The sequence below is a fragment of the Pseudomaricurvus alcaniphilus genome (assembly GCF_011440395.1).
In the GTDB taxonomy this organism is placed as follows: domain Bacteria; phylum Pseudomonadota; class Gammaproteobacteria; order Pseudomonadales; family Cellvibrionaceae; genus Pseudomaricurvus; species Pseudomaricurvus alcaniphilus.
The window spans coordinates 154,806-179,632 of the sequence record NZ_JAAOIX010000009.1 but is presented as its reverse complement, the minus strand read 5'-3'; the positions used below and the strand labels follow the sequence as shown (position 1 = coordinate 179,632).

Annotated in this window: 9 protein-coding genes and 1 tRNA gene; all 10 read left to right on the top strand. The window is 58.0% G+C overall.

Annotated features, from left to right (window positions below):
* Window positions 1–222: 222 nt before the first annotated feature.
* The 10 genes from G8764_RS17145 to G8764_RS17085 all read left to right on the top strand — a co-directional run bounded on the left by G8764_RS17145 (window position 223) and on the right by G8764_RS17085 (window position 24,813).
* Complete coding sequence (locus G8764_RS17145; RefSeq protein ID WP_243748858.1) at window positions 223–1,398, top strand: type III PLP-dependent enzyme; 1,176 nt, start codon at window positions 223–225, stop codon at window positions 1,396–1,398.
* 120 nt (window positions 1,399–1,518) lie between these two features.
* Window positions 1,519–1,595, top strand: a tRNA-Arg gene (locus G8764_RS17140).
* Between the two features lie 401 nt (window positions 1,596–1,996).
* Window positions 1,997–2,659, top strand: a complete 663-nt coding sequence (locus G8764_RS17135; protein ID WP_166165896.1) for a cohesin domain-containing protein — start codon at window positions 1,997–1,999, stop codon at window positions 2,657–2,659.
* Between the two features lie 189 nt (window positions 2,660–2,848).
* Window positions 2,849–16,774 carry a PKD domain-containing protein gene (locus G8764_RS22570; protein ID WP_243748880.1) on the top strand — a complete coding sequence of 4,642 codons (13,926 nt, stop codon included), beginning with the start codon at window positions 2,849–2,851 and terminating at the stop codon, window positions 16,772–16,774.
* Window positions 16,775–16,839: 65 nt separating this feature from the next.
* The gene (locus G8764_RS17110; protein ID WP_207951935.1) at window positions 16,840–17,175 is read left to right on the top strand and encodes a DUF3467 domain-containing protein; all 336 of its coding nucleotides are present in this window, start codon (window positions 16,840–16,842) and stop codon (window positions 17,173–17,175) included.
* A gap of 81 nt (window positions 17,176–17,256) precedes the next feature.
* Window positions 17,257–19,149: an HlyD family efflux transporter periplasmic adaptor subunit gene (locus G8764_RS17105; protein ID WP_166165895.1), complete on the top strand. Its 1,893-nt coding sequence runs from the start codon at window positions 17,257–17,259 to the stop codon at window positions 19,147–19,149.
* Between the two features lie 20 nt (window positions 19,150–19,169).
* Window positions 19,170–21,317 (top strand): PqqD family peptide modification chaperone, encoded by a 2,148-nt coding sequence (locus G8764_RS17100; RefSeq protein WP_166165894.1) that lies wholly within the window; start codon window positions 19,170–19,172, stop codon window positions 21,315–21,317.
* Window positions 21,310–23,277, top strand: a complete 1,968-nt coding sequence (locus G8764_RS17095) for a preprotein translocase subunit SecA (protein ID WP_166165893.1) — start codon at window positions 21,310–21,312, stop codon at window positions 23,275–23,277. Before G8764_RS17100 ends, G8764_RS17095 begins: the two co-directional genes overlap by 8 nt.
* Window positions 23,277–24,152 (top strand): efflux RND transporter periplasmic adaptor subunit, encoded by an 876-nt coding sequence (locus G8764_RS17090; protein ID WP_166165892.1) that lies wholly within the window; start codon window positions 23,277–23,279, stop codon window positions 24,150–24,152. The genes G8764_RS17095 and G8764_RS17090 overlap by 1 nt, the downstream gene beginning before the upstream one ends.
* Entirely contained in the window at window positions 24,145–24,813 is a 669-nt protein-coding gene (locus tag G8764_RS17085; protein WP_166165891.1) for a TIGR02466 family protein, read from the top strand. Before G8764_RS17090 ends, G8764_RS17085 begins: the two co-directional genes overlap by 8 nt.
* The last annotated feature ends 14 nt before the right edge of the window (window positions 24,814–24,827 follow it).

The following is a 24,827-nucleotide window of genomic DNA, read 5'->3' as shown; positions in this document are numbered from 1 at the left end:
TTTGTGGCCTGGTTTCCACCCCTGAAGGCTGACTCTCAAGCCCGCAAAGGGCCGCTGCTCGCGGTGACTAAGCCGCGAGGCAATGGAGTCAATAAACCAGGAAGTTGTTGCCAAACACAATGAATTGCGCGCTGAGGGCGTTACTCCAGGCCTCTCGCCGCGGCAGCTCTGCTCTGCGTTACAGCCAGTATAGTGTATCTCCTTCAAATGAATTGGAATTTTATGCAAGACTACAGTGTTCGTATCGAAGACTATTACCCGGCCGAAACCTTCAACCGCATCAAGGCGTTTGCCGACGGCAAGGAAACCCCTTTTGTGGTTATCGATAACCAAATCGTGCGCAAGAACTACGCTGATTTGACTCGCTGCTTTCCCGCGGCCAAGGTTTACTACGCGGTCAAGGCCAATCCGGGGGTGGAGATCCTGCAGTTGTTGCGCGATGCCGGCTCCAGTTTCGATGTTGCCTCGGTGTACGAGCTGGACAAGATTCTTGCTTTGGGGGTGGCGCCGGAGCGCTGCAGCTACGGCAACACCATCAAGAAGCGCAAGGATATACGTTATTTCTACGCCAAGGGGGTGCGCCTTTTCGCTACCGATGCGGAGGCGGATCTGCGCAATCTCGCCGCCGATGCCCCCGGGGCCAAGGTCTATGTGCGTATCCTGACCGAAGGCAGTCACACGGCCGACTGGCCCCTGTCGCGCAAGTTCGGCTGCCAGGTGGAGATGGCGGTGGAATTGCTGGCGCTGGCCAAGGAGTTGGGGCTGGAGCCTTACGGCCTGTCCTTTCACGTCGGCTCGCAGCAGCGCGATATCGGCGCCTGGGATGCGGCGATCGGCAAGGCCAAGGTCATTTTTGACCGGCTGCACAAAGAGATGGGTATCGACCTGAAGATGCTCAATATGGGCGGCGGCCTGCCGGGTAATTATCTGTCCAGCACCCACGATATCGACACCTACGCCCGCGAGATCCAGCGTTTCCTGCACGACGATTTCGGCGATGACCTGCCGGAAATCATCCTCGAGCCCGGCCGCTCCCTGTGTGCCAACGCCGGTATCCTGGTGAGCGAGGTGGTGCTTATTTCACGCAAGTCCCAGACCTCCCTGCATCGCTGGGTCTATACCGATGTGGGTATGTTTTCCGGTTTGATCGAGACGTTGGGAGAGGCGATCAAATACCCCATTTATACCGAGCGCCAGGGGCCATTGGAGGATACGGTCATTGCCGGCCCTACTTGCGACAGTGCCGATATTCTCTATGAGGACCACAAGTACCCGCTGCCACTGGCGTTGGAGATCGGCGATCGCCTCTACTGGTTCTCCACCGGAGCCTACACCACCAGCTACAGCTCGGTGGAATTCAATGGCTTTCCGCCGCTGGCCCAGTACGTGTTGGATTAAAGGCCCAGTACGTATTGGATTAAAGGCCCAGTACGTATTGGATTAAAGAAAAGGGGCGAGCGTTGAAAAAGTGAGCGGCTGTATTGTGATCGCCGGCAAAACCTCTATAATGCCGCCCGTGCGCCCGTAGCTCAGCTGGATAGAGTAACTGGCTTCGAACCAGTTGGTCGGGAGTTCGAATCTCTCCGGGCGCGCCAATTTATTTCTTTATTCCCCTGTCTGTTCCTCTACAGATTGACGCTTGTCGTTACCGCAACATCTCGCAGCATACATAGTCGGCAGGGATGGCGCTTGTCCAGCCGCAATCTGCGTGCCCTGCAACGTAATATCATTTATTTTTCGGCTCCTTGTCGCTTTATCCCGGACCGATCCGGTCTCACTCCTGTGCTGCAGGGCACTGTCAGTATAATTTACAGTTTGTCTTTGGCGGCACCGTCCGCTGCGACTCAGGCCCCGGTATTAGCGGCATAACCCCCATTGGACTGAATCTTGCGTTACTTGCAATTCGGGCCGAAACATCAAATTTTGGGGGAAGCGTATGCACTGCTGGAGCTTGATCGGAGCGCCGGCGCGGGAATTGTCTGCGCCAGGCACACAGTTGACCACGTATACGCTGTCAACCAAACGCAGTCAGTTCGGGATGCCCGCAGGTATCGCCAGCTATCGCCACCGGCTAATGCTGCTGCTCTGCGTTCTGTGCCCTCTGCTGGCGGCACCCGCGAGTGCGATACCGATACTTTCTGTGGACGCTGACCCGTCTACTGCGGGGATTCAGGCTGCCCGCTCCATTGAGGTGGGCGATTCGTTTAGTGTTGATATTTGGGTCAGTGGGCTGTCACCACCACCAGGTTTGGGAGGGTTTGATTTTACCCTGCTGTTCGACCCTTCCCTGGTAGCTGCAACGGGTGTTGTAAGTGGCGGCTTTTTCCCTGTTCCGTTGGTGCTACTTACTTCTCTAGCACCAGGTCACGTGCGATATGCCGAGCATTTTTTGTTATCCGCTCCGCCAGCGATTGAAGGCCTGCTTGCAACCGTGAGCTTCGATGCCCTCAGCTCCGGCAACAATAGCTTCATCGTTGATTCGTCCCTGACGGAGCTGACCAATCCATTCGCTGTTGAATTGGTATTCGGTAGTGCTGCCGCAACCATCACTATCACCAACCCCAATGCCGGCACCCTGCCCACTCCGGCCACCGGTCTCTTGTTGGTACTGGGGTTACTGGGGTTACGGCTGGCGCGCAGAACAACACGCTGCCACTAAAGTATGGACAGCCCGGTTTTATTGCCTTATAAAAAGTTTGCTGCAAGGATTTTTCGAAAAACACTCGTGATACCTAAATTCATTGTCTGTTAGCCGATCAGCACTGCCCAGCTCCGCGTTTTACTTCAAGTGTGCACCGGAAGCCGACACATACCGCCGCACGGCGCAAGCCTGGCAGGGAGAAGGGGCATGGCATTTCCATTTGCCGCCAAGAGCAAGGGACTTATTGGTTCACTACTGGGTACAAGAAAAAAAAACTGGCCCAAACCTCCACTGGGAAAATCACTGGCGTCAGCAAGGCGACCGCAACAAGTGCAGCGCAAAGTGCAGTTCGAAGCGCTGGAACCGAGATTACTGTTATCGGCCGACCTTGGCATTCTCGATAACGGCGGCCTCAACGACTATTTCGATAAGCTGCAAAGCGAACTCAACGACAAAATATTCTCTGCGCCGATCCCTCTGATCGGTACCCAGCTGGCGGACAAACAGGTGGGGCAAATTGCCGAGCGCATATCGGCACGGCTGGACAGTTTCAGCGTAGTATCGTCGGGCCCGTTTGGACCCGATGCCGAAGATGTCAAAGAAGGCCTGCGCAATTCCCTGGGCGACTTGATCGTCGGTAATAGTATCCTCGACAGCACCAACGGCGACAATTCCGAATACCTCTTTTCCCTTACCCTGGGCGGCACTGAAAGCGCGCGCATAGCGCTGGACCTGGCGCTTGGCCCGGATGCCGTACTCGATGCCAAACTCGGCATTGATGAAGAAGTCTCTCTCAGCTACGACTGGAGTCTCGACCTGGTCTTTGGTGTGTACGAGGACGTCGATGATTTCTCAATCTTTTTTGTCGAAACCGGATTCAGCAATGAATTGATGCTGGATAACCTCAGCGCCGTACTTGATGGCGGCACGGATGGAATACTGCAGGCCAAAGGTACGGCGGGAATTTTCGGCGCCCTGATCCAGATGGATGTCGGGCGCCCGGGCAAGGACGCAACCCTGATTGATCCCGCGATCGCGCCCATCGCTGCCCGCGGCAGCCAGTTCCTCGGTGAAATGACGATTGATATTGCCGGCACTGATGACGACAGTCGCATGACTCGCGCTGAGATCGATTCCCTGGTGGTGGACGGTGTAGTCAGCGGCGCCGCTGAAATCAATCTGGATATCGACGCTGCCATGTTGCCGGACTTTGCCGATGTGGCGGAGTCCAGCCGTACTTTTAATCTCGGGGTAGAGGGTGACGTCAATATCAAACAGTTTTTCGCCAATGACAACACCCAGGCGAATGCTTTTGGCGATGATATTATTTTCAAATATGAAGACGTGCGCCTGGATCTGGGCACTTTTATTTCCGAAACGGTGGACCCGTTTATCGCGGGTTTTCAATTGGGCGCTGCGCCGCTCAAGCCGGTGATCGATTTTCTCACCCTGCCTATCCCGGTACTCAGCGATATCGGTGAGGCGTTAGACCTCGGCAAGGTGACGCCCATCGACCTGGGTATTATCTCAACGCCGTTTCGCACAGACCTCTCTAAAAAGGAAAAAGATGCACTGCTGGAGGATTTGACCCAGGCCAAGGCTGTGGTCGAATTGCTGGATGTTATTTTTCAGATGGGGCCTATTGCCGAGGGCTTGCCTGATGCCCCCAGTATGCTCAGCTTTACCCTCCAGATTGGCGCTAACGGCAAACGCGATGTCGGGGAAGATCCGGATCCGGATGACGATGAGGCCAATGCAGAGGCCGCCAAGAAGCGCCCGGTCAAGGTAATTGGCAGAGACCCCAACAAGACACTGTTGGAAGAAGTAAAATCAGAGAGTGAAAAAACATCCAAGTTTTTCGGCGATGTCAGTGGCGCGATCAGTTTTCCGTTCTTGCAGGATCCATCGCTGGTAGAGGCCATGCTACTGGGCGACACTTCGCCGGTGCTGATTAACGCCGCCCTGGATTTTAATTTCGGTTATTTCTTTGAAATATCCATACCCATTATTGCGCCGTTTTTAACCGCAGATTTTCGTTTTGATATCGGTGCGGCATTTGATATCGACGCCGGCTTCGACCTGTTTGGGGCCAATGCCCTTACCCAAAGCCTGGATTTTTCCAGCGATGACGCTTTGCAACAGAGTATCGACGACAATGCTCATCGACTCGCCGATGGCTTTTTTTGGGATGACCATATCGGTGAAGATGCTCCCGCCAATCTGCAGGACGGTGTCTATGTGCCCACCGATGCGGATGCCGGTGATGGCCCTGAAATTACTATTAGCGCCAAGCTGTCTGCGGGCGCCAGTGTTGGTCCCGATCTATTGGTTGCTGAATTCAAAGCCGGTGTGAAAGTATTTTTTGCCACCGATATTTATTTTGACCTGAATGACCTGCCCGAGCCACAGAACGACTCCCAGAACGACTACGTAAATCGAGTGCGCAATGGCACCGCCATTGAGGTTCCTGAAAGCCCGTTTACCTACGACGGTAGAGTGCGCCTCGGCGAGCAGGACCTTATTCTGAATGCCGACCCCTTTGGCTTGTTTAATATGTCCGGCTCCCTCTACGCCGGATTGGAAGCATTTATTTTTGCTTCCGTGGGTGTCAGCCCATTGGAAGTGATTCTGGCCGACGAAACCTATCTCCTGGCCAGTGCACTTATTTTTGATTTTGATATTTACCAGCTTGACGATGCCAAGGTGCTCGCAGGCGTAGTGCTGAATCCACCGGAGATCGGCGCGGTGGACAGCAACGGAACGCTGAAGCTGCATATGGGTGATGGTACCGGTGGTACCGCCGACCGGCGGGTCAATACCGGAGTCGGTCGCCAGGGTTCCGACACAGAGGTAAATGAAGGCTTCACGGTGACGTCGCTGGGTTTGACCGATGAGAACAACCCGGCCGGCGGTGAAACCCTGCTGGTGCGTTTTCACGTCAACGGCGGCGAAGAGCGCGCCCAGCAGCAATTTAAGAACGTCAAACACATAACGGCGGTCGGGGGTACGGGTGACGACTCTATCGTGGTCGACAGCACCGTGATGGCCAGTGTCAATTTCAGAGGTGGCAGTGGCGACGACGTACTCTCCTATGCCGGTGGTGGTGTCGCCATGCTGCGTGGTGATGAACACGACGACCGCCTGGTCGGCGGCCGCAACGGGGATACGCTGGACGGTGGCTCGGGCGATGACAGCCTGCAGGGCGGCGGTGGTGACGACAACCTGATTGGCGGCGAGGGAGATGATCGCCTCGCAGGCGGGGACGGCAATGACACCGCGACCGGGGGCAGCGGCAGTGACACCTACCTCTGGGCACCGGGCAAAGGTGTCGACACCCTTATCGAAGCGGCAGATGCCACTGGCGATACGGATCGTTTGACCGTCGGGGGTAGCTTCGCCCTGACGGAAGGCACCTACGGCGGAGGTGTGGTGGGAGCGGTTGAAGCCGATGACAATATATTGCTCAGTCGCTTTATGGAGGGCGGCGAGCAGAAGGTATTGTTGACCACCATGGCCAGTGGTAACGGCAAGCTGGAAAACCTGGTAATCGACAATATCGAAAATTTGTCCATTACGGCTGCAGGGGGTTCCGATCAGCTAACCATTGGCGACCTGACCGGTACAGACATCGAATTACTGGCAGTGGATTTGAGTTCAGCGGATAAATCCAAAGCCAATGCCGACGTCGACAGGGTGGTCTTTACCGGCACGGGCGAGGCGGACGACCTGGTGGTCACCGGTGTGCTCGCCAGCTTCGATGAGACCGACCTGGAAGGCGACCCTGAAGGGGGCAGCAGTAAAAAGATTTCCCGGGACATAGTGCAATTACAGGATCGCACACCGGGTCGCGATTCCACGGCCTTTATTATCAACAGCTCGCCCGACAAGGATGAACTGGAGGTGCTGGGGCTGGGGGGTAATGATCGCTTGGAAGTCTCCGCCGGCAGCAACAATATTGATGTCTCCGACCTGATTACCGTCACCCTTGATGGTGGTGGCGATAACGACCTTCTGGTAACGGCGTTCGATAACGTGACCCTGATCGGTGGCGACGGTGAGGACGCGGCGATAGTCAAGGGCGACGGCAAGAGCCTCGACGGTGTTGCCGGGCTGGAGTTATTTGACGATACCCTGCGGGTTACCCGCATGGAAACCGACGCAGGCGCCGTCACCGACCAGATCAATTATACCGGCATTGAAAGCTTCCAGCTGGACCTGGGGCCAACCACCGCCGGTAGTGATTTGCGGGTGTATAACACCATCGCTGGCGACCTAATCATCAACGCCAGTGAGTTTGGCGATACCATTGCACTGGAGACATTGGCCGGCTATACCCTGGTGAATCTGGTTGGGGGCGACAATACGGTAACCGTCGGCAAAGACGGTTCTGTTGAAGGTATTGCTGCCGACCTGGATGTCAGCGGCGGTACTGGTGTGGATCATTTGATTTTTGATTCCAGTGCCGATGTGTCCGGCCGCCTGGCGGAGATAGGCACCCTGGCCCTGGTTGGCCTGGCAGCGCCTGGTGCCTTGCGTTACAACCAGTCAATTGAAAAGGTAGAGTTGCGCCTGGGACTGGGTGATGACCAGGCTCAAATCGATGATTTGACTCGCCGCATCATCCTCGATTTGGGGGGTGGCGAAGACAGCGCCACTGCAACCCTTAACGGCGAACTGGCCGGTACGACGCTTGCTCCGGGTTTGACGACATTCAACGTGGAGGAGGTTTACTTTACCAATCAGGGCAATACCGAAGCCACCGACTGGTTGCTGACGGACAACCAGCTGCGCGCGGGTAGTGCCGGGGTATTCGATCAACTGCAGGCCGGCGCCTATGACCAGCAAGTGTTGGCCACCAGCGGTGCCAATTTGATCGACATTAATTTGTCCGACGGTGACGGACAAGACCGGTTGCTGGTCTGGGACCTGACCACAGAAACCCATGTCGACCTGCGCGGCGCTAGTGACGCGGTCACTATTGGCGATGCCCGTCCGGGTGCCGCCAGAAGCCTGGCCAATATTGGCGCACCATTGGTGCTCGATGGCGGCGCAGGCAGCAACAGCTCACTGGCCGTTGACGACACCGCCAACACGATTTCCGGCATCCCGGGTTTTGTCGATGGCGACAGCATCACTGGCTTTACCATGAGTGGCCCAGGTCAAATCGGCTATGAGGGCTTCAGCAGCCTGGATATTACCCTGGCCGCCACTGACGATGACCTGACCTTACGCGACACCAGTATTACCACCACCATCTCCATGGATCCGGGTTCCAGTGGCGGGGAAGACATTGTGCGGGTCGAGCAGGCGACCGCCGGAGTCATCATCAATCTCGGGTTGAAGAGTGACCTTATTAAAGTGCTCGGCGGCAACGGGCTAAGCATAAATGCCGGCAGTGATAGTACAGCGGATGATAGTGACAAGATTGAGTTTGATATCACTGCTGTCACTACGCCTACCAGCGGTGCCAGCTTGGGAGAAAATGCCAGCGGTGCCCTGTTGTCCGGGCTTGGCCCCATTGGCCAGGTTGGCTTCGCGGAGTTCGAGGAAGCGGAATTCAAGCTCGGGCAAAACAGCGACAAGCTGACCCTTGACCACAATGTCAGCGGGTTAACGGTGAAGGTAGACGCCGCCGCTGGCGATGACGAAATTACCATCCAGCGAATTGGTGCCGCCACCCGGGTTAGCGGTGACGGCGGCATTGACACCCTCAAGCTGGCTATTGTCGACCCACTGGTACTGCCTGCAACCGGGGCAGGCTACGCCAACTTTTTCAGCGACCTGAGCTTTAATGTGGACAGTTTGCTGGTGGACAACTCTGTCGATGCCAATGGCGACGCCAATACCGCCAGTGTTGACTGGGTGGTGAACAACGGCGTACTCAGTGGCAACGGTATCGATCTGTTGTATACCGATGGCGCGGACAAGATCCGGGTCGTGGGTGGGGCATCTGCCGGGGATAGCCTGACTTTCGAAGAGCTGTCACGGGCGGCTGACGCGAGCATAAATGGCGATAATGTAGTTCTGGCCCAGGCCAAGGTAGTGCTTGAGTCGGCGGGCTTCTCCAGCTTTACCGATTTTTCCAGCGCCATAGAATTCGACAGTTACACCGGTGGGTTAACCTCTCACACAGAAGATGACTTCGTTCTCTCCAGCACCAATACCATTGAGCGCAATACACAGCTGGGCGCAGCAGCGCAAGCGGCGAGCAGCAGTGACGTATTTACCCTGCGCCACAAGGATGGCGATGGCTTTGCCTTGCATGCGCTGTCTGTGGCCAGGCTGGAGGCGGGTACTGAAACCATCTTGCTAACGGGCACCACTCTCAATGGCAGCCGGGTCACCAAGTCGATTGAAGTGACTGGCGGTGCCGGCTTTACCCGGGTGGAGTTACCGGACTCCTTTACCGCATTGCGTAACGTTAGCTGGACTGCCGGTTCGGTGTTGATCGATAACATCGCCGCGGAAAGCCTGGTAAGTGGCACCGGGGTTGAGGCTACCCAGAGCTCGCTGCCAACCTATTTGATGTATTCGGTCAATTTTAACACCAACAGCGGCAAGCTTTCGTCGGGCATTATTTACGTCGATGCCACTTCCGACGGCAGCTACGAAAGTTATGTTATCGCTTCGAGCTGGGACTCGTCTGTCGGGGGGCCCAGTATTTCTGCCGCAGATGCCGGCATTAGCACTGTTTTTACAGAGTCGAATCAGGTCGCCCAGATTCGCTTCGCCGGCGACCTGGTCATTGCCAATAATTCGACCATTAGAGCGTCCGGGAGTAAAGGTCTTTCCCTGTTGGCGGGCGATGATGTCACCGTTGGCACAGGTGTGACCTTTAATGTCTCGGCTTCCAATTCAACAGCTGGGCCCGGCGGTGGCGGCGCGGGCAGCGCAGATGGTGGGGCCGGTGGTGGCCGCGGTAGTTCATCAGCCGAACCGGCTGAGGACGGTGAAGATGGCGGCCCTGGATTTGGAGAAGGCGGTGCGCCATCCGGCCCCTTTGGTAGTGGGCTCGGTGGATCGGGCGGCAGCGGTGGCAGTGAGCCGGGACAGTCGGGATTTTCTGGAGGGGATGGAGGTTACAATACCGGCGGCGGCGGTTCTGGCGGCGGCGGCGGTGGCGGTGGCCGAGCCGGAGCCGCGGGCGGTTTTGAGCAGCCGGGTACCGGTTACAGAGGCGGCTTTGGCGGCGATGGCGCCGACGGCGACCCTGGCAATACCAACGGCTATGGCAACGGCGGTGGTGATGGTATAAACGGTTTCTCTAATGCTGGCGGTGCTCGCAGTTATGGAGGGTACGGTGGTAGTGGCGGTGAAGACGGTGAAGGCGGCGAAATAACAAGTGCACCTGGGAGTGGGGAAAAAGGCGACAATGGCGGTCCCGGAGAGGATGGTGGCGCCGGTGCCGTCGGTAACCCGGGCTACAATTTTACCGGAGGCACCGCATTGTCCGGAGGAGGCGGTGGCTCCAGTGGTACAGGCGGCGGCGGCGGTGGTGCTGGCGCCGGTGGCGGTGGCGGTGCCGGAGGCGGCGGCGAAGCTGGTGGTACGTTTAGCGGCGGGGAGTCTGGCGCAGGTGGCGGTGGCGGTGGCTACGGCTCCGGTGGTGGAACTGGCGGCACCGGTGGTGCAGGAGGTGCCGGTGGTGGCGCACTTGAAATTGCAGCCAAGGGTGAAATTTTTGTTAACTCAAGCACCGCATCTGCAATTGGCGGTAATGGGGCCGCAGGCACTAAAGGCGGTAGTGCCGTGGGCAGTATTCAGGAAGGCGGTGCCGGCGGAAGTCACAGTGGTGGCGGCGGCAGCGGTGGCGCTGGCGGCGATGGCGGCGTAGGCGGCATAGGTGGCCCCGGCGGAGCGGGCGCCGGTGGCGCTGCAGGAACGATCAAGTTCTCTGGTACCGTAGTGGATGCAGACCGGTTATCAGTGAACATCAAAGGTGGCGTGGGTGCAAATTACATCAATCACTCGGGCAGCGTAATCAGCAGTCAAAAGGCCAATGATGGCGGCTCCGGCCGCTTTGTGCTGGAGTCCAATGTCGATGTTGCCAAGGGTATACCCGATAACATTACGGTGAATGCGGGCGTCAATTCGAACTCCCGTGTATACCTCGGCGCCGGTCCCAACGCGCGCAATTTCAGTATGGAAGGGGTGGTAAATACCCCCTTGATTGCCGGTCTTGCCGGCGGCTCTGAGGCCTACGGCCTGCTCGATAAAATCACCAATTTCGATAGCTTTCTGGACCAGGTCATTGCCCAGGTGAGCGACTCCCAGGACAAACTCTGGCTGCAGGATATTCGCGCTGACGCCACCGATAAGGTGCTTTCCAGCCCGGCTGTTGCGGCAGTGGTGCGGCTGGATAAAGGCGTTGCCGGATTTGCAGATGATGATTACACCAATTACGACATGCTGTTGTTTATCAACCTGTCGGATACCACGCTAATCAATCCAAAGCTGGGGGTGGGTAATTCCGCATCGGATACTCATCTCACCGATTTGCTGGTGGGCGGCGTAACCCGGGACACTGCATTTGGCGGTTCCGGCAATACCGCTGACCTGAACGGGCTGGGGGTTGGCGACGTGTGGGTGACACTGGTGCCCACCAACACATCCAGTAGTTATATCAATGCCTCTATTGACGGCAATGTGGTATCCATATCCCACGAGTTGCTGCGTAACGGTGAAGCCGCCTTTATTTCCGCGCCACGGCCCGAAGGCGGCGACGCCCCGGAATTTTCCGGGTTGCAGGCAGTGGCAGCCAGCGCCGATGGCAGGACCCTGTACGGCATCAATTCCGCCAGCGGCTCGCTGGTGGTCAGCAACGCCGAAGACCTGGCGCAACGACAGCTGTTCAAGGACGGGGTCAATAGTGTCAACGGTTTGGCCGGTGCAACCGATGTGATTGTCAGCCCGGATGGGGCCAGCGTTTATGTCACCGGTGGGAACGACCAGCTGATAGCGGTTTTTGCACGCGACGTAACCACTGGTGACCTGGCCTTTGACTTGGCCGCCACCAATGCCACCGGCCTCGGTGACAACAGGTACGACACCATAGCCATCAGTGCCGATGGTGGCACCCTGGTTATTGGCGGCGATGACGGCGGGAGTGTCTTTAATCGCGGCAGCGACGGCAGCTTGTTACTCGCCGCTGAAAATACCGGCCTGGATGTGGACGATGTTGCCGTGGATGACGCGGGCGACTGGATCTATGCAGTGAGTGCAACCAGCAATGATCTTACTGTTTCTGCGCGGGCGAACTTTGGCTCCTCGACGGTAGCACAGACGATCGACCTCACAGCACTTGGCTTTACTGGTGCCAGTGCGGTGACCCTGAGCAATGACGAAGCCTTTGTCTACGTGACCGGCAGCAGTGGTGGTCTCGCGGTGTTTGCCCGCGATGGCAGCAGCGGTGAACTGGAGCATAAAGAAACCCTGCTCGAACGGGTCAATGGTATTCGCGGTATTGCGGGTGCCAATGACGTGGCCGTCTCTGCCGATGGCGAGAAGCTGTATGTGAGCGGCGGTGTGGGTGCTACGTTGACGGTGTTTGATCGCGACGTTGGCACCGGCAAACTGACGCTGGAGCAGGTTTTGCGCGGCCGCACCGGTCTCGATTCCCCGGCCGACCTGGCGGTGGCGATGGGCAAGGTCTTTGTTGCCGCCGCCGACGAGCTGGGTGCGAGTAACAATGGCGGTATCGCAGTGTTTAACCGGGTTGCCGAAACGGTGGAAAGCGTACCGCTGGTGGTCAGTTACGCCGCCATGGAAGGCCTGGATTTGATTTTCGGCGGCACTGACGATGTTCTCAAACAGGTAAATGCGGCCACCGTGGATCGGCTCGATATCAATATGGGCGACGGCTTTAACCGGGTCGATTTACTTAACGTCGGTGCCGACACCATAGTCCGGACCGGTGCGGACGGCGACATCGTCACCGCCAGGTCGGCCACAGTCGGAGCCGCGAGTGTCAATATCCAGACCGGTGGCGGCGAAGACTCGGTGGTTATCCGCGAATTGGCCGTTGGCAATGATTTTGACATTGACCTGGGTGGTGGCAATGACGATATCCAGATTGCCGGTAACAAACTGCCGCACGGTGCCGGTATAACCCTTGCGGGTGGCGCCGACGACGATGTGCTGCGCTTCAGTTCGGGCCTGGTCACCAACCCCGCGACTGGTGAGCCGCAACCGCGGCCGATTACACCGCTGTCGCCGCTGCAGCCGGATGGTTCGGTAAGGGTGTTGTACGCCGCATTTGAGGCGGGTACGGAACCCGGTTTTGGTACGGTAACCTACACCAGTATTGAAAGCGTGCCGGGCTTCGAACCGTCCGAGGCGGACGCTGGTGGTCCCTACACTATCTCCGAGGGAGACCAACTGTCGCTTGACGGCCTGGCGACCCCCGCGACCGGCACGGCGATTCTCAATACACGCTGGGATTTGAACGGCGACGGTGTCTTTGGTGACGCCATTGGCACCGACCCGGTCCTGAGTTGGCAGGCGCTGGTTGATCTGGGTATGGGTGATGACGGCAGCTATGATATCAGCTTTGAAGTCACCGATGACTTGTTGAATGTCACTCTGGATACGGGGTTGCTGACCATCGGCAATACCACTCCGCAAATCTCTGTTACGGGTACTGATGCTGCCCTGGTCGGGGCGCCATACCGGTTGGATTTTTCCGCCTTTGATCCCGGTGATGACACCATTATGGCCTGGGAAATTGACTGGGGCGATGGTTCAGAGCGAGAAGTGTTTGCCAGTGATACTGCATTTGCCAGTCACACTTACCAGACCACCGGCACCTTCACCCCGGTTCTGGTGGTGACCGATGAGGACGGCACCGGCTCCTTTGCGGGTGATCCTGATATCACGCCTTACACCCAGGCGGCGGCACCGGTGGTGGTTGCGCCGGCAACGCCTTCGATCCGCAGTGTCGGTACGACCAACAACCTGGAGATATTTGAAGGCCAGGCGGTGACCCTGCGGGCCACAGCGGCGGGTACCCCAACCGGCTTTAGCTGGGACCTGGATAACGACGGCGTCTTTGGTGACGAAGCTGACTTTGGCAGTGTTGCCGGCGCCGACATCACCTTGTCGATAGCGGACCTGGCAGCCCTTGGCCTCGATGATGGCACGGCGACCTATACCATTGGCGTGGCGGTCAGCTACGGTTCGGGTACTGGTGGTATTGGTATTGACACTGCGACCAACACAGCGGGTTTGACGGTGCTCAATGCGGCGCCCACGGCGCAGCTGGTCAATTCAACCCAGGCACCCAACTCACCGGTGGATGAGGGGGCTGCTGCCACCATCCGTTTCATTAACCAGAGTGACCCGTCCGCGACTGATGCCGGCTCGGGATTCAAATACTCCTACGATTTTGACAACGATGGCAGCTTCGAAATTTTTGAGTCCAGCGACAGTGAGGTAAGTGCCCCGGCCAGCCTACTGATGGATTCCGGTACCCGCACAGTGCGGGCAGTCATTACCGACAAGGATGGCGGCAGCAAAGAGCTGTTTACCGGCGTGCGCGTGCGCGAGGTCAAGCCCACGCTGAATGTGGATGGTGCGGATACCGCGACGGAAGGCCAGGTTTACTCACTGGAATTGAGTGCCACGGACCCGGGTAACGACACCATTAGCAAGTGGACCGTGAACTGGGGGGATGGCAGCAGCCAGGTAGTTAACGCAGCGACGGCCTCGCTGACTCACACGTTCGCCGACAATGGCCTGCGGGTTATCAAAATATCGGCGCAGGATGAAGACGGTCTCTATATGACCGAAAAATCGGTCGAGGTGGCCAATATCGCACCGCAGCTGTCAATTACCGGTGCCTCGACCATTGTTGAGGGTGAGGCCTATTTATTGACTTTGGAAGCGACCGATCCCGGGGCGGATACTCTCGCCACCTGGCAGATTGACTGGGGTGATGGCAGCTCCGAGACCCTGCCAGGCAGTGCCGAGACTGCGCAGCACGTCTACACCGACGACAGTGGCGCCGACACCTTTACCCTGGTGGCGACGGCCACCGATGAAGATGGCAGTTACCAGAAGTCGCTGACTGTGACCGTTGAGAACGTGGCGCCGACGACGGTGCTAGGTGGTCTCGGTACTGTAACAGCACAACTAGCTGGAAGCGCGGCAGTGGCTGCCGACGCGGTAGGGGTGAACGAAGGCAGTAACTTCGTATTACAAATTGCCCCGGCCTATGACCCCGGTGATGACACGGTAACGAAATACACCATCGACTGGGGGGATGGCTCGACCCCACAGGAGGTTGCGGCACCGGCACCCGGCAGCAATGGCAGTATTCCAACACTGGAGGTCAACCACGTTTACGCCGATGGGGATGAGGTTTACACCATCAGCGTTACCCTGACGGACGAAGACGGCGACTTCCTTAACGCTACCAGTCTCGATGTCGATGTGCGCAATATTAAGCCCCTGATCGCCCTGACCGGCGCACCAGCCGTAGATGAAGACCAGGTCTACACGCTCAACCTCGGCGCCATTGTCGACCCGGGTACGGATACGATCAGCAATATAATCGTGGACTGGGGTGACGGTGTGGTGGAAGAGAGCCTGGCCATCGGTCCGGTAACCCATACCTACAGCGGTATCACCGGCAGTGAAGACAAGCTGATCGTGGTGAGCCTGGAAGATGAGGACGGCCTTCACACTGGGGTAGCTTCGAAAGTGGTGCAGGTAACGGAGGTTATAAAAATACCGGTGTTGAGCGTGGCTGGAGCGGCAACTGCACTGGAGGGCACGCCCTATTCCCTTACCCTCGGCGAATTCAAGGAGCCCGGGCCTAACGGTGCCGTCATCGCAGTCGAGCAATACGTGGTCCACTGGGGTGACGGCAGTGAAAGTACCTATACCAGTGCCGGTGCTGTCGAGCACAGCTTCGCCGATGGACTGATCAATAACCTTGTTACGGTGGATGTTATCACCGCCACCCAAACCTATGTTAAAGCCGCCCAGCTTACCGTGCAGGTGGCCAATGCAGCACCTGAGATATTGTCCTTGCAACTCAGTGAGGCGCCTCTGCCTGACCTCAATGGCGATAACCTTATCAATCTCTACGATATTTCGATTGTTGCCAGCAGCTTTGGCCTGGACCCAAGTACAGACCCCCTGATTGCCGCGGCGGACCTGAATGGTGACGGGGTCATTGATTACGATGACATTTACACCATTTACCCCTACTACGGCCAGACCATTACGCCGGTGTTGCCGCAAACCGGGGTTGGCAGCCTGGCCGAGGGTGGTACCGCCTATATCGAGGGCACTTTCTCTGATCTCGGCGTAGCCGACAGCCACGAAGCGTTGATTGACTGGGGTGACGGCACCACCACCGTAGCGTCGGTGAGCAGCAATCAAAACGGTAATGGCGAGGGTTCCTTTTTTGGCCGCCATACCTATAGCGGCGCCGGTGTCTACAAGGTCAGTGTAACCCTGGCCGATTACGATGAAGGCTCGGACAAGCTGGAGACCCTTGCCTATGTCACCGGAGTTGCGGTGCGCGATGGCGTACTGCAGATTGTGGGTACGGAAAACAATGACGCTATTACCGTGCAGCATAACGGGACTACCGGGCAACTGGATGTGACCGCAGGCTTTCTTGGCGGCACCCGCAGTTTCGACTCGGCGGGCTTGTCAGGTGCGGTCGTGTTTGCCGGTGATGGGGAGGACAGCGTCAATGTCGCGGCTGATGTTGAAGTGCCGTTCCTGATCTTTGGCGGCAAGGGCAATGACCAGCTCAGTGGTGGTGGCGGGGACGATGTGCTCGTCGGTGGTGACGGCCTGGATATCCTGTCCGGTATGGCTGGCAATGACCTGCTGCTGGGTGGTGCCGATAATGATGAGCTGGAGGGGGGCAGTGATGACGATGCGGCCCTGTTCGGCAACGCCAGTGATGAGTATACGATCGCGCTGCCGACGGTCACCAGTTTGAACCCGGCGGTGGACGGCAGCGACAGTCCGGTGGATGTGGAAGAGCTTATCTTCGATGACACCGACGACAGCTTTTTCAGCACCAACCCCTGGGCGGATGATACAGTGGCTCGGCTCAAAGGTGCGGCCAGTGAACTGGACGAAGCGGATTCAACCTGGTTGTTGTTTGATTAAACGAGAGTTTAGATCCGCGATTTGTTAACGTTGGACAATACTTCAATAAATGGGAAACATGATTGATGGCTGAAGATAGTGCAAAAGCAATGAACTCCGAACCCAACCAGGCACCGGCTAATGGTGAGAAAGCCAGCGCGCCCAAGCTGCAGTGGGACGACTCGGCGATGTCGACCTCCTACGCCAATGTTGTTAATGTCTCGATGACGCGGGAGGAGTGTGGATTGTTTTTTGGCACCAATTTGACCACCGGTTTTGGTGGTGCAGGTGAAGTGACCATTCGTTTGACCGATCGCATAATCATGACTCCTCACGCGGCCAAGCGGCTCTCTCTTCTACTGGAAGCCAACTTGCGCGGTTACGAAGAGCGCTACGGCAAGTTGGACGTGAAGCCACAGTGATTGGCACTTGTTGTCACGACGGGCTAAAGTGATTGGCCTACTGAGCGTACGACCGGCGGTGATTGCAGTGGTGAATGGAAAATGAATATGTCAGGGGGTGGCAGTGATGCCCCGCAGTCCCCCGTGAGCCCCGCGGCCAGGGATGCATCCCAGCGGGTTTCCTACCTCGATGCCACCTTGTGGCAACGCCTGGCCCTGGCGAAGTCGGCGCCAGAGCTGGCCGAGTTCTGGCTGGAGCTGCAGTGCTCCATGCTGGATGGAGCCTGCCGGGCTGCGGTCTACTTATACGATGAACATCACTCCGGACTTGCACCGGCCGCGTTCTGGCCGCAGCGGGGAGATGGTCCTACGTCACTGCTGCAGACTGCCAGGCGCGCCATCGAAGAAAAAAAAGGGGTGGTGACCGGGCATACAGCTGCTGCCAGTTCGCTCTGCTGCACAGCTTATCCGATTCTCATGGACGGCCAGGCCCGAGGTGCGGTGGCAGTCGAACTGATCGATCGCAGCGAAGACAAGCTGCGCGAATTGATGCGTGCCTTGCAGTGGGGCGCAGGCTGGATAGAGCTCGGTTTTCTGCGCCGGATTGTGGCGGGCAGCAAGCAGACATTATCCAGCTCCAGTATGGCGCTCGACCTGGTTGGGTTGTTGCTCGACGAGGAGAGTTACTCTTCCGCCGGTAAAGCGCTCGTTACCGAATTGGCGACTCGCCTGGATTGCCAGCTGGTGGCCCTGGGGGCACTGGAAAAACAACAGTTAAACCTGGTGGCTCTGTCCCACAGTGCTGAATTTGGCCGCCAGATGAACCTGGTCAAGTCTCTCGCGGCGGCGATGCAGGAGGCCATTGACCAGGAGATGGCGCTGCTCTACCCGCCACCGGAAGGCAGCGCTTACCAGATAGCCCGGGAGCATGGCGAACTCGCGGGCCTGCTGGGCGACACAACGATTTTAACCATTCCTCTGCTGGTGGCAGATAAGCCCGCCGGTGCGTTGTTGTTTCAGCGTGCTGCCGGGCAGCCGTTCAGCCAGGAAATTATAGATCTCTGCGATGCTGTGGGGGCGCTGGCGGGGCCGATTCTGGAACAAAAGCGCCGCGATGACCGCTTTATTGGGCGCAAAGTCTGGGACTCTGTCAGCCGTCAGGTACAGCGATTAATCGGCCCGGAACTGCTCGGCCGTAAAATTGCCTTCGCGTCTGTGGCTTTGCTGGTGGGTGTGTTTTCCGTGCTGGAGGGCAGTTATCGAGTCGCATCTCCGGCGCGCCTTGAAGGCGAGGTGCAGCGGGTGATTGTGGCGCCGTTTGACGGCTATATTTCCAGCCAGTCGGCCCGTGCCGGTGACCAGGTGACGCAGGGCGATGTGTTGGCCACGCTGGATGATCGCGATCTTACCCTGGAGCACACCCGCTGGGTAACCACCCGCCAGCAGCGCTTGGCGGAATACGATCAAATGATGGCAGCCAAAGATCGGCCTGGCAGCAAGATAGTGCGCGCCCAGATCGAGCAGGCCGATGCCCACATCGCTTTGCTGGCCGAACAGCTCAAGCGCACCCAATTGACCGCGGCCTTTGACGGCCTGGTGGTGTCCGGTGATTTGAGCCAGTCCGTGGGCGCGGCGGTTGGTCGGGGCGAGCAGCTGTTTGAATTGGCGCCGCTGGATTCCTACCGGGTGATTCTCGAGGTGGATGAGACCCAGGTGCTGGATATTCATCCGGGCCAGACCGGGCAGATGAAAGCCGCATCCCTGTTGAATGACACCTTGTCCTACACCATCGTGCAGGTGGTGCCAATTACCGAGGCTCGTGACGGGCGCAACTTCTTCCGCGTCGAGGCGACCCTGACCGATGCCCACCCGCGTTTGCGCCCGGGTATGGAGGGGGTGGGTAAAACGGAGGTGGGCGAACGGTTACTGGTGCAGATCTGGACCCGCGACCTGCTCAACTGGTTGCGGCTCAAGCTTTGGGCCTGGTGGCCCTAGCGCGACGACGGGCTCAGTCAATGGCGACAAACCTCAAGAGTAATTCCTGGTATCGAGTCTGTGAACTGCGCCCGGCCTTGCGTGAGCACACCGAAATTCATCGACAGGCGTTTCGCGGCAAGCGCTGGTATGTGATCCAGGATCGTGCCTCGGGCAAACACCACCGTTTTACCCCTGCAGCCTACCTGGTCATCAGCTTGATGGATGGCCAGCGCACGGTGGAAAAAATCTGGACCATGGCCTGCGAGGAACTGGGTGATGACAACCTTACCCAGGATGAAGTCATCAAGCTGTTGGCGCAACTGCATCACAGTGACCTGCTGAAGGCCGATCGCAGCCCGGATCTGCGCGATATAGCCATGCGCGCGGAGAAGCAGGCGCGACGCAAGCTGCTGCAACGTTTTATCAATCCGCTCGCGGTACGGCTGCCGCTATTTGATCCCGACCGCTTTCTCAATCTTACCCTGCCGCTGGTGAGGCCGTTGTTTTCCTGGGTGGGTCTGTTGCTGTTTGTCTGTGTGGCGGTGACCGGGGTGCTGTTGGCTCTGGCGCACTGGTCCGAGCTCACGGCCAATGTCGGCGATCGGATTCTGGCGGCAGAGAGTTTGTTACTGCTCTTTCTCACCTATCCATTTATCAAGGCGCTGCACGAACTCGGGCACGGCTATGCCGTGAAAATCAGGGGTGGCGAGGTTCACGAAATCGGCCTGATGTTCCTGGTGTTTATCCCCGTGCCCTATGTGGATGCGAGCGCTTCGTCGGCGTTTCCAAGCAAATGGCATCGTGCGCTGGTTGGCTCAGCCGGTATGTTGGTGGAAGTGTTTCTGGCATTCCTGGCGCTGTTTGTCTGGCTAAATATTGAGCCGGGCCTGGCGCGCGCGTTTGCCTTTAATATTATGGTGATCGGCGGGGTCTCCACCCTGTTGTTCAATGGCAACCCGCTGCTGCGCTTTGACGGCTACTTTGTGCTCTCGGATTTAATCGAGATACCCAATTTGGCCACACGGGCGAATCGTTACCTGGGTTATCTGATCCAGCGCTATTTATTTGGCGTGGAGGAGGCGGTATCCCCGGTGACAGCCAGGGGCGAAGCCGGCTGGTTTTTGTTCTATTCGATCGCCTCTTTCTGTTATCGAATTTTTATCACCACCACCATTATCCTGTTTATTTCTTCAGAGTATTTCGTAGTAGGTGTGGTGTTGGGCATATGGGCGGGCCTGATGATTTTTGTCTGGCCGCTGCTGAAAATGATCGGCTTTTTGTTGCACAGCCCAGTGCTGCGTGAACAGCGTCCCCAGGCATTAATGGTGACGGGAGCGGTGGGCACTGTCTTGACGTTACTGCTTACCCTGGTGCCGGTGCCGTTCGCCACGGTCACCGAGGGCGTTGTTTGGGGGGAGCCCGAAACCGTCCTGCACGTCAATGCCGATGGTATCGTCGAGAAGTTGCTGGTTGAGCCCAATGCACTGGTGGCTGCGGGAACGCCGATTCTGAAAATGACCGACCCTTTGCTGCCCGCCCGGGTGCGAGTTTTACGCGCGGAATTGCATGAACTGCAGACCCGCTACGCCGCGCTGCAGGTTGTGGATCGGGCCGAGGCTCGGGTGGTGGCGGAGCAGATCAAGCACGCTGAGGCGGAGCTGGCGATTAATGTCCAGCGCGAGCAGGAGATGGTAGTTCTGAGCCCGGCGAGTGGTCATGTGTTGTTACGGATGCCGCGGGACCTGGAAGGAAAATTCTTTCGCAAAGGCGAGTCACTGGGTTATGTCACCAACCTGGAAGACCCCATCGTGCGAGTATTGGTGCCGCAAAGTGCTATCGATCTGGTGCGCGAGCAGACGTTGGATATCAGGGTGCGCCCCGCAGATTGCTTTTCGGCGGTGCGCTCTGCCAGTGTGTTACACGAACTGCCATTTGTGACTCAGCAATTACCCAGTGCGGCGTTTTCTACCCAGGGTGGCGGCCAGATTGCCGTGGATCCCACAGATCCCAGCGGCATGACAGCGCTGGAAATGCTGTATCAACTGGAGCTGAAAGTGGCGAATTCCACCACCGCCGGCGGGGTTGGCAGCCGCGTGTATGTGCGCTTTAGTCATGGCAGTGAATCGCTGGCCTACCAGGCCTATCGCCGCATTCGGCAGCTGTTCCTGAGTCGTTTCAGTGTCTGAGTCTGTCGTCGCAGCCCCGCGCCTGAGCCTGCCGGGCTTGCGCATCTACCCCGAACGGCCGGATTCCCGGGGTGGTTGGCAGCGAGTGGTTGGCAGCGCTGCCCGGCAAGCCGGTTTGCAATTGTTGGCGCCGTTACAAGATATACGCAGCAGGCGTTTTGTCACCTCGGTAAACGCCCTGGGGCCGGGCCTTGAACAGCTGGATGATTCCGGCTTCAGCCAATACATCGAGCAGGTGCGAGCCGATATTGTCCGCAGTGGTTTGCATAATGACGCTGTGGCCAGGGCTTTCGCGGCGACCCGCGAAGCCGCGTGCCGCTCCATTGGCCTGCGTCACTATGATGTGCAATTGCTGGCCGGACGCGCCATGCTGCAGGGCAGGATTGCGGAGCTCGAAACCGGGGAAGGCAAGACGCTCACCGCGACTCTTGCGGCGGCGGCAGCGGCCTTTGCCGGCCAGTCTGTGCATGTGATTACGGTGAACGATTACCTGGCCCAGCGCGACCGGGAGTTGATGGCGCCGGTTTACGCGGCGTTAGGGCTGGGAGTGGGGCTGGTTATTGGTGGTATGAGCGCTGCCGAGCGACGGGATGCCTACCGGCAAAATATAACCTATTGCACCAATAAAGAAGCAGCGTTTGATTATTTGCGTGATCGCATGGCACTGCAAAACAGCAACAGCTCATTGCGAATCAAGTTGTCGCGAATTGCGCACTCTCCCCAGGTCAGGGCCGAGCCGGTGATGCGTGGTTTGCAATTTGCTATTGTTGATGAAGCCGACAGTGTACTGATTGACGAGGCGCGCACGCCGCTGATTATTTCGGAGCGGACCGATCCCGATACCGAGCTTAAGATCGCTACCGAGTCGCTGGCTATCGTCGCGGGTTTGCAGGAGGGAGAGCATTATTGGTACCACGGCGAACAGCGCCAGGTGCGCTTCACGGATCAAGGTGCAGCGGCGTTGCTGCAGCGCTCGCAGCAGTTGCGCGGCGCGTGGCACGGTCGTTTGTACCGTGAGGCGCAGGCGCGCAACGCAGTGCTGGCGCTGCATGTGTTTGTGCGCGATCAACACTATCTGGTGCGTGACGATAAAATCGAAATCATTGACGAGAACACCGGCCGGGTGATGCCTGACCGCTCCTGGGGTGACGGCCTGCACCAGATGCTGGAGGTGAAAGAATCCTGTAGGGTAACAGGCCAGACAATACCCCTGGCGCAAATGACCTATCAGCGCTTTTTTCGCCGCTATCAGCGACTGGCAGGCATGACCGGAACGGCGCGGGAGGCGGCGCGCGAACTGTGGGCCGTGTATCGGTTACCTGTAGCCAGTATTCATACCCATCGGCCGCTGGCGCGGGTGTATTGCAAGGCCGAGGTATTGGCCGATATCGACAGCAAGTGGCAGCGTATAGTGACGCGCACCCGGGAGTTGTCAGGCCGCGGTGTGCCGGTGCTGATCGGCACTCGTTCGGTAGCCAGTTCCGAGCTGGCCAGTCGCTATCTGCAGGCCGCGGGCGTGCAGCATCGGGTGTTGAATGCCGCCCAGGACCTGCACGAGGCTGAGATCATTGCGCAAGCCGGCAATTTGGGCCAGGTGACAGTGGCCACCAATATGGCCGGTCGAGGGGTTGATATCCGGTTGTCTCCCGAGGTCCAGGCGCTGGGAGGTTTGCATATTATTATGTCGGAGCGCCATGACTCGGGCCGTATCGACCGGCAACTGTTCGGCCGCTGCGCGCGTCAAGGGGAGCCCGGTCAAGTGGAAATATATTTATCGCTGGAGGATGCACTTATTATCGATGCTGGATTGGCCGGGGCCGCTGGACGGTCGCTCGGGGAGAGACTGTTTCAACGGGCCCAGCGCACCATGGAGCGCAGGCACCGGCGTGCCCGGCGTGAACTGATGCGCTGGGATGAGCACAGTGGCACAGCGTTGTCCTTTGCCGGGAGGCTGGAATAATGAACAACGATAACGGCTCGCCGCTGCTGTACTTCGGGTTTCTGGTGCTGTCGTCCCTGGCCGCGATGACACCGGTCAGCGCCCAGACCTATGCCGGCGACGAAAATCAGTTTGATTGCACCATCGAACCCCGGACTCTCGCCCTGGTCGGCAGTTACGATGAGGGCATTATTGAGGAAGTCAGGGTGAAGCGTGGCGACGTGGTCAAGCGAGGCCAGGTGCTGGCCGTATTGGATTCAAGCATGGAGGCGCTGACGGTGGAACTGGCCCGACTGCAGGCCGGGCAGGATGTGGAAATCCGCTCCGGGGAGGCGCGCCTGGGCTTTCAAAAGCTTGAGCGGGAGCGGGCGGAAACCTTGGCGAAAAGAGATATTCTGTCGCACAAGGTATTGGACGAGGCCAGGGTGCAGGAAACCATCGCCGGGCTGGAGCTCGAATCGGCCTCTATTCGGCGCCAGGTGGCGAATGCGGAGCTGGCATTGGCCGAGGCACGGCTGGAGCGGCGAACAATACGCAGCTCGATCGACGGCATAGTCACCGAAGTCAGCAAGGTGCCCGGCGAGTATATTCACGAGCAAGTACAACTGCTGACCCTGGCGCAAATCTTCGAGCTCAACGTAGAAGTATTTCTACCCATTGCTCGCTACGGCGAGATCAAGCTGCAACAGGTCGCCATAGTCGAGCCGGTGGCGCCGATCAGCGGTCGCTACCGGGCGGTGGTAGAAGTGGTGGACAAGGTGTTTGATGCCGCCAGTGGCACCTTTGGCGTGCGGCTGCGGCTGGACAATCCGGAGGGAAAGTTGCCGGCCGGTATTCGCTGTACTGTGCGTTTCGAGCAGCCTGAAAATGTAATGGAGAGCGCATTGCATGAGTGAAAACGATAATCGCCTGGGTGTATTACAGCGAGAACTTTACTTTCCCACCCTGATTTACTTTAAAGACCTGGACGACGCCGTTCCATTAAACGACGGCCTGAAGGCCGGTATTAACGGGTTGCGCGAGGAGGATAAAGTTGGCCTGCATCGGTCTAACGTCAAACAGGCGGGAGCCTGGCACAGCCAGGATGATTTGAATCACCGCCCGCAGTTTGGCCCGTTGGTTGAAGCGGTAGAACATTGCGCCCAGCAGGTTTTCGATGACTTGCAATACGACTCCGATTTTGTCGCCGGTATCGATAATATGTGGGCTAATGTCAGCCCCCGGCACGCCTTTAATCGCATGCATATCCACCCGGGGGTCATCTGGAGCGGAGTCTATTATGTGCAGTCACCCGAGAGCAGTGGCCGCATCTATTTCACCGACCCCAGGATACAGGCACAAATACTGCGGCCGCGAATCAGTAAAGAGGGAAGAGACCAGGCATTGAACTGGTCCGAGGTGTATTTTGAGCCACTCGCCGGGCGGATCATTCTGTTTCCCGCCTGGCTGGTGCATGAGGTGGAGCCCAATCTCAGTCAGCTTGAGGGGGATGAAGGGCTGCGAATCAGCATCAGTTTTAACCTCGTGCAACGGCCGAAGAGTACCGGCGGAGCATAAAGCCAAGGTGCTGA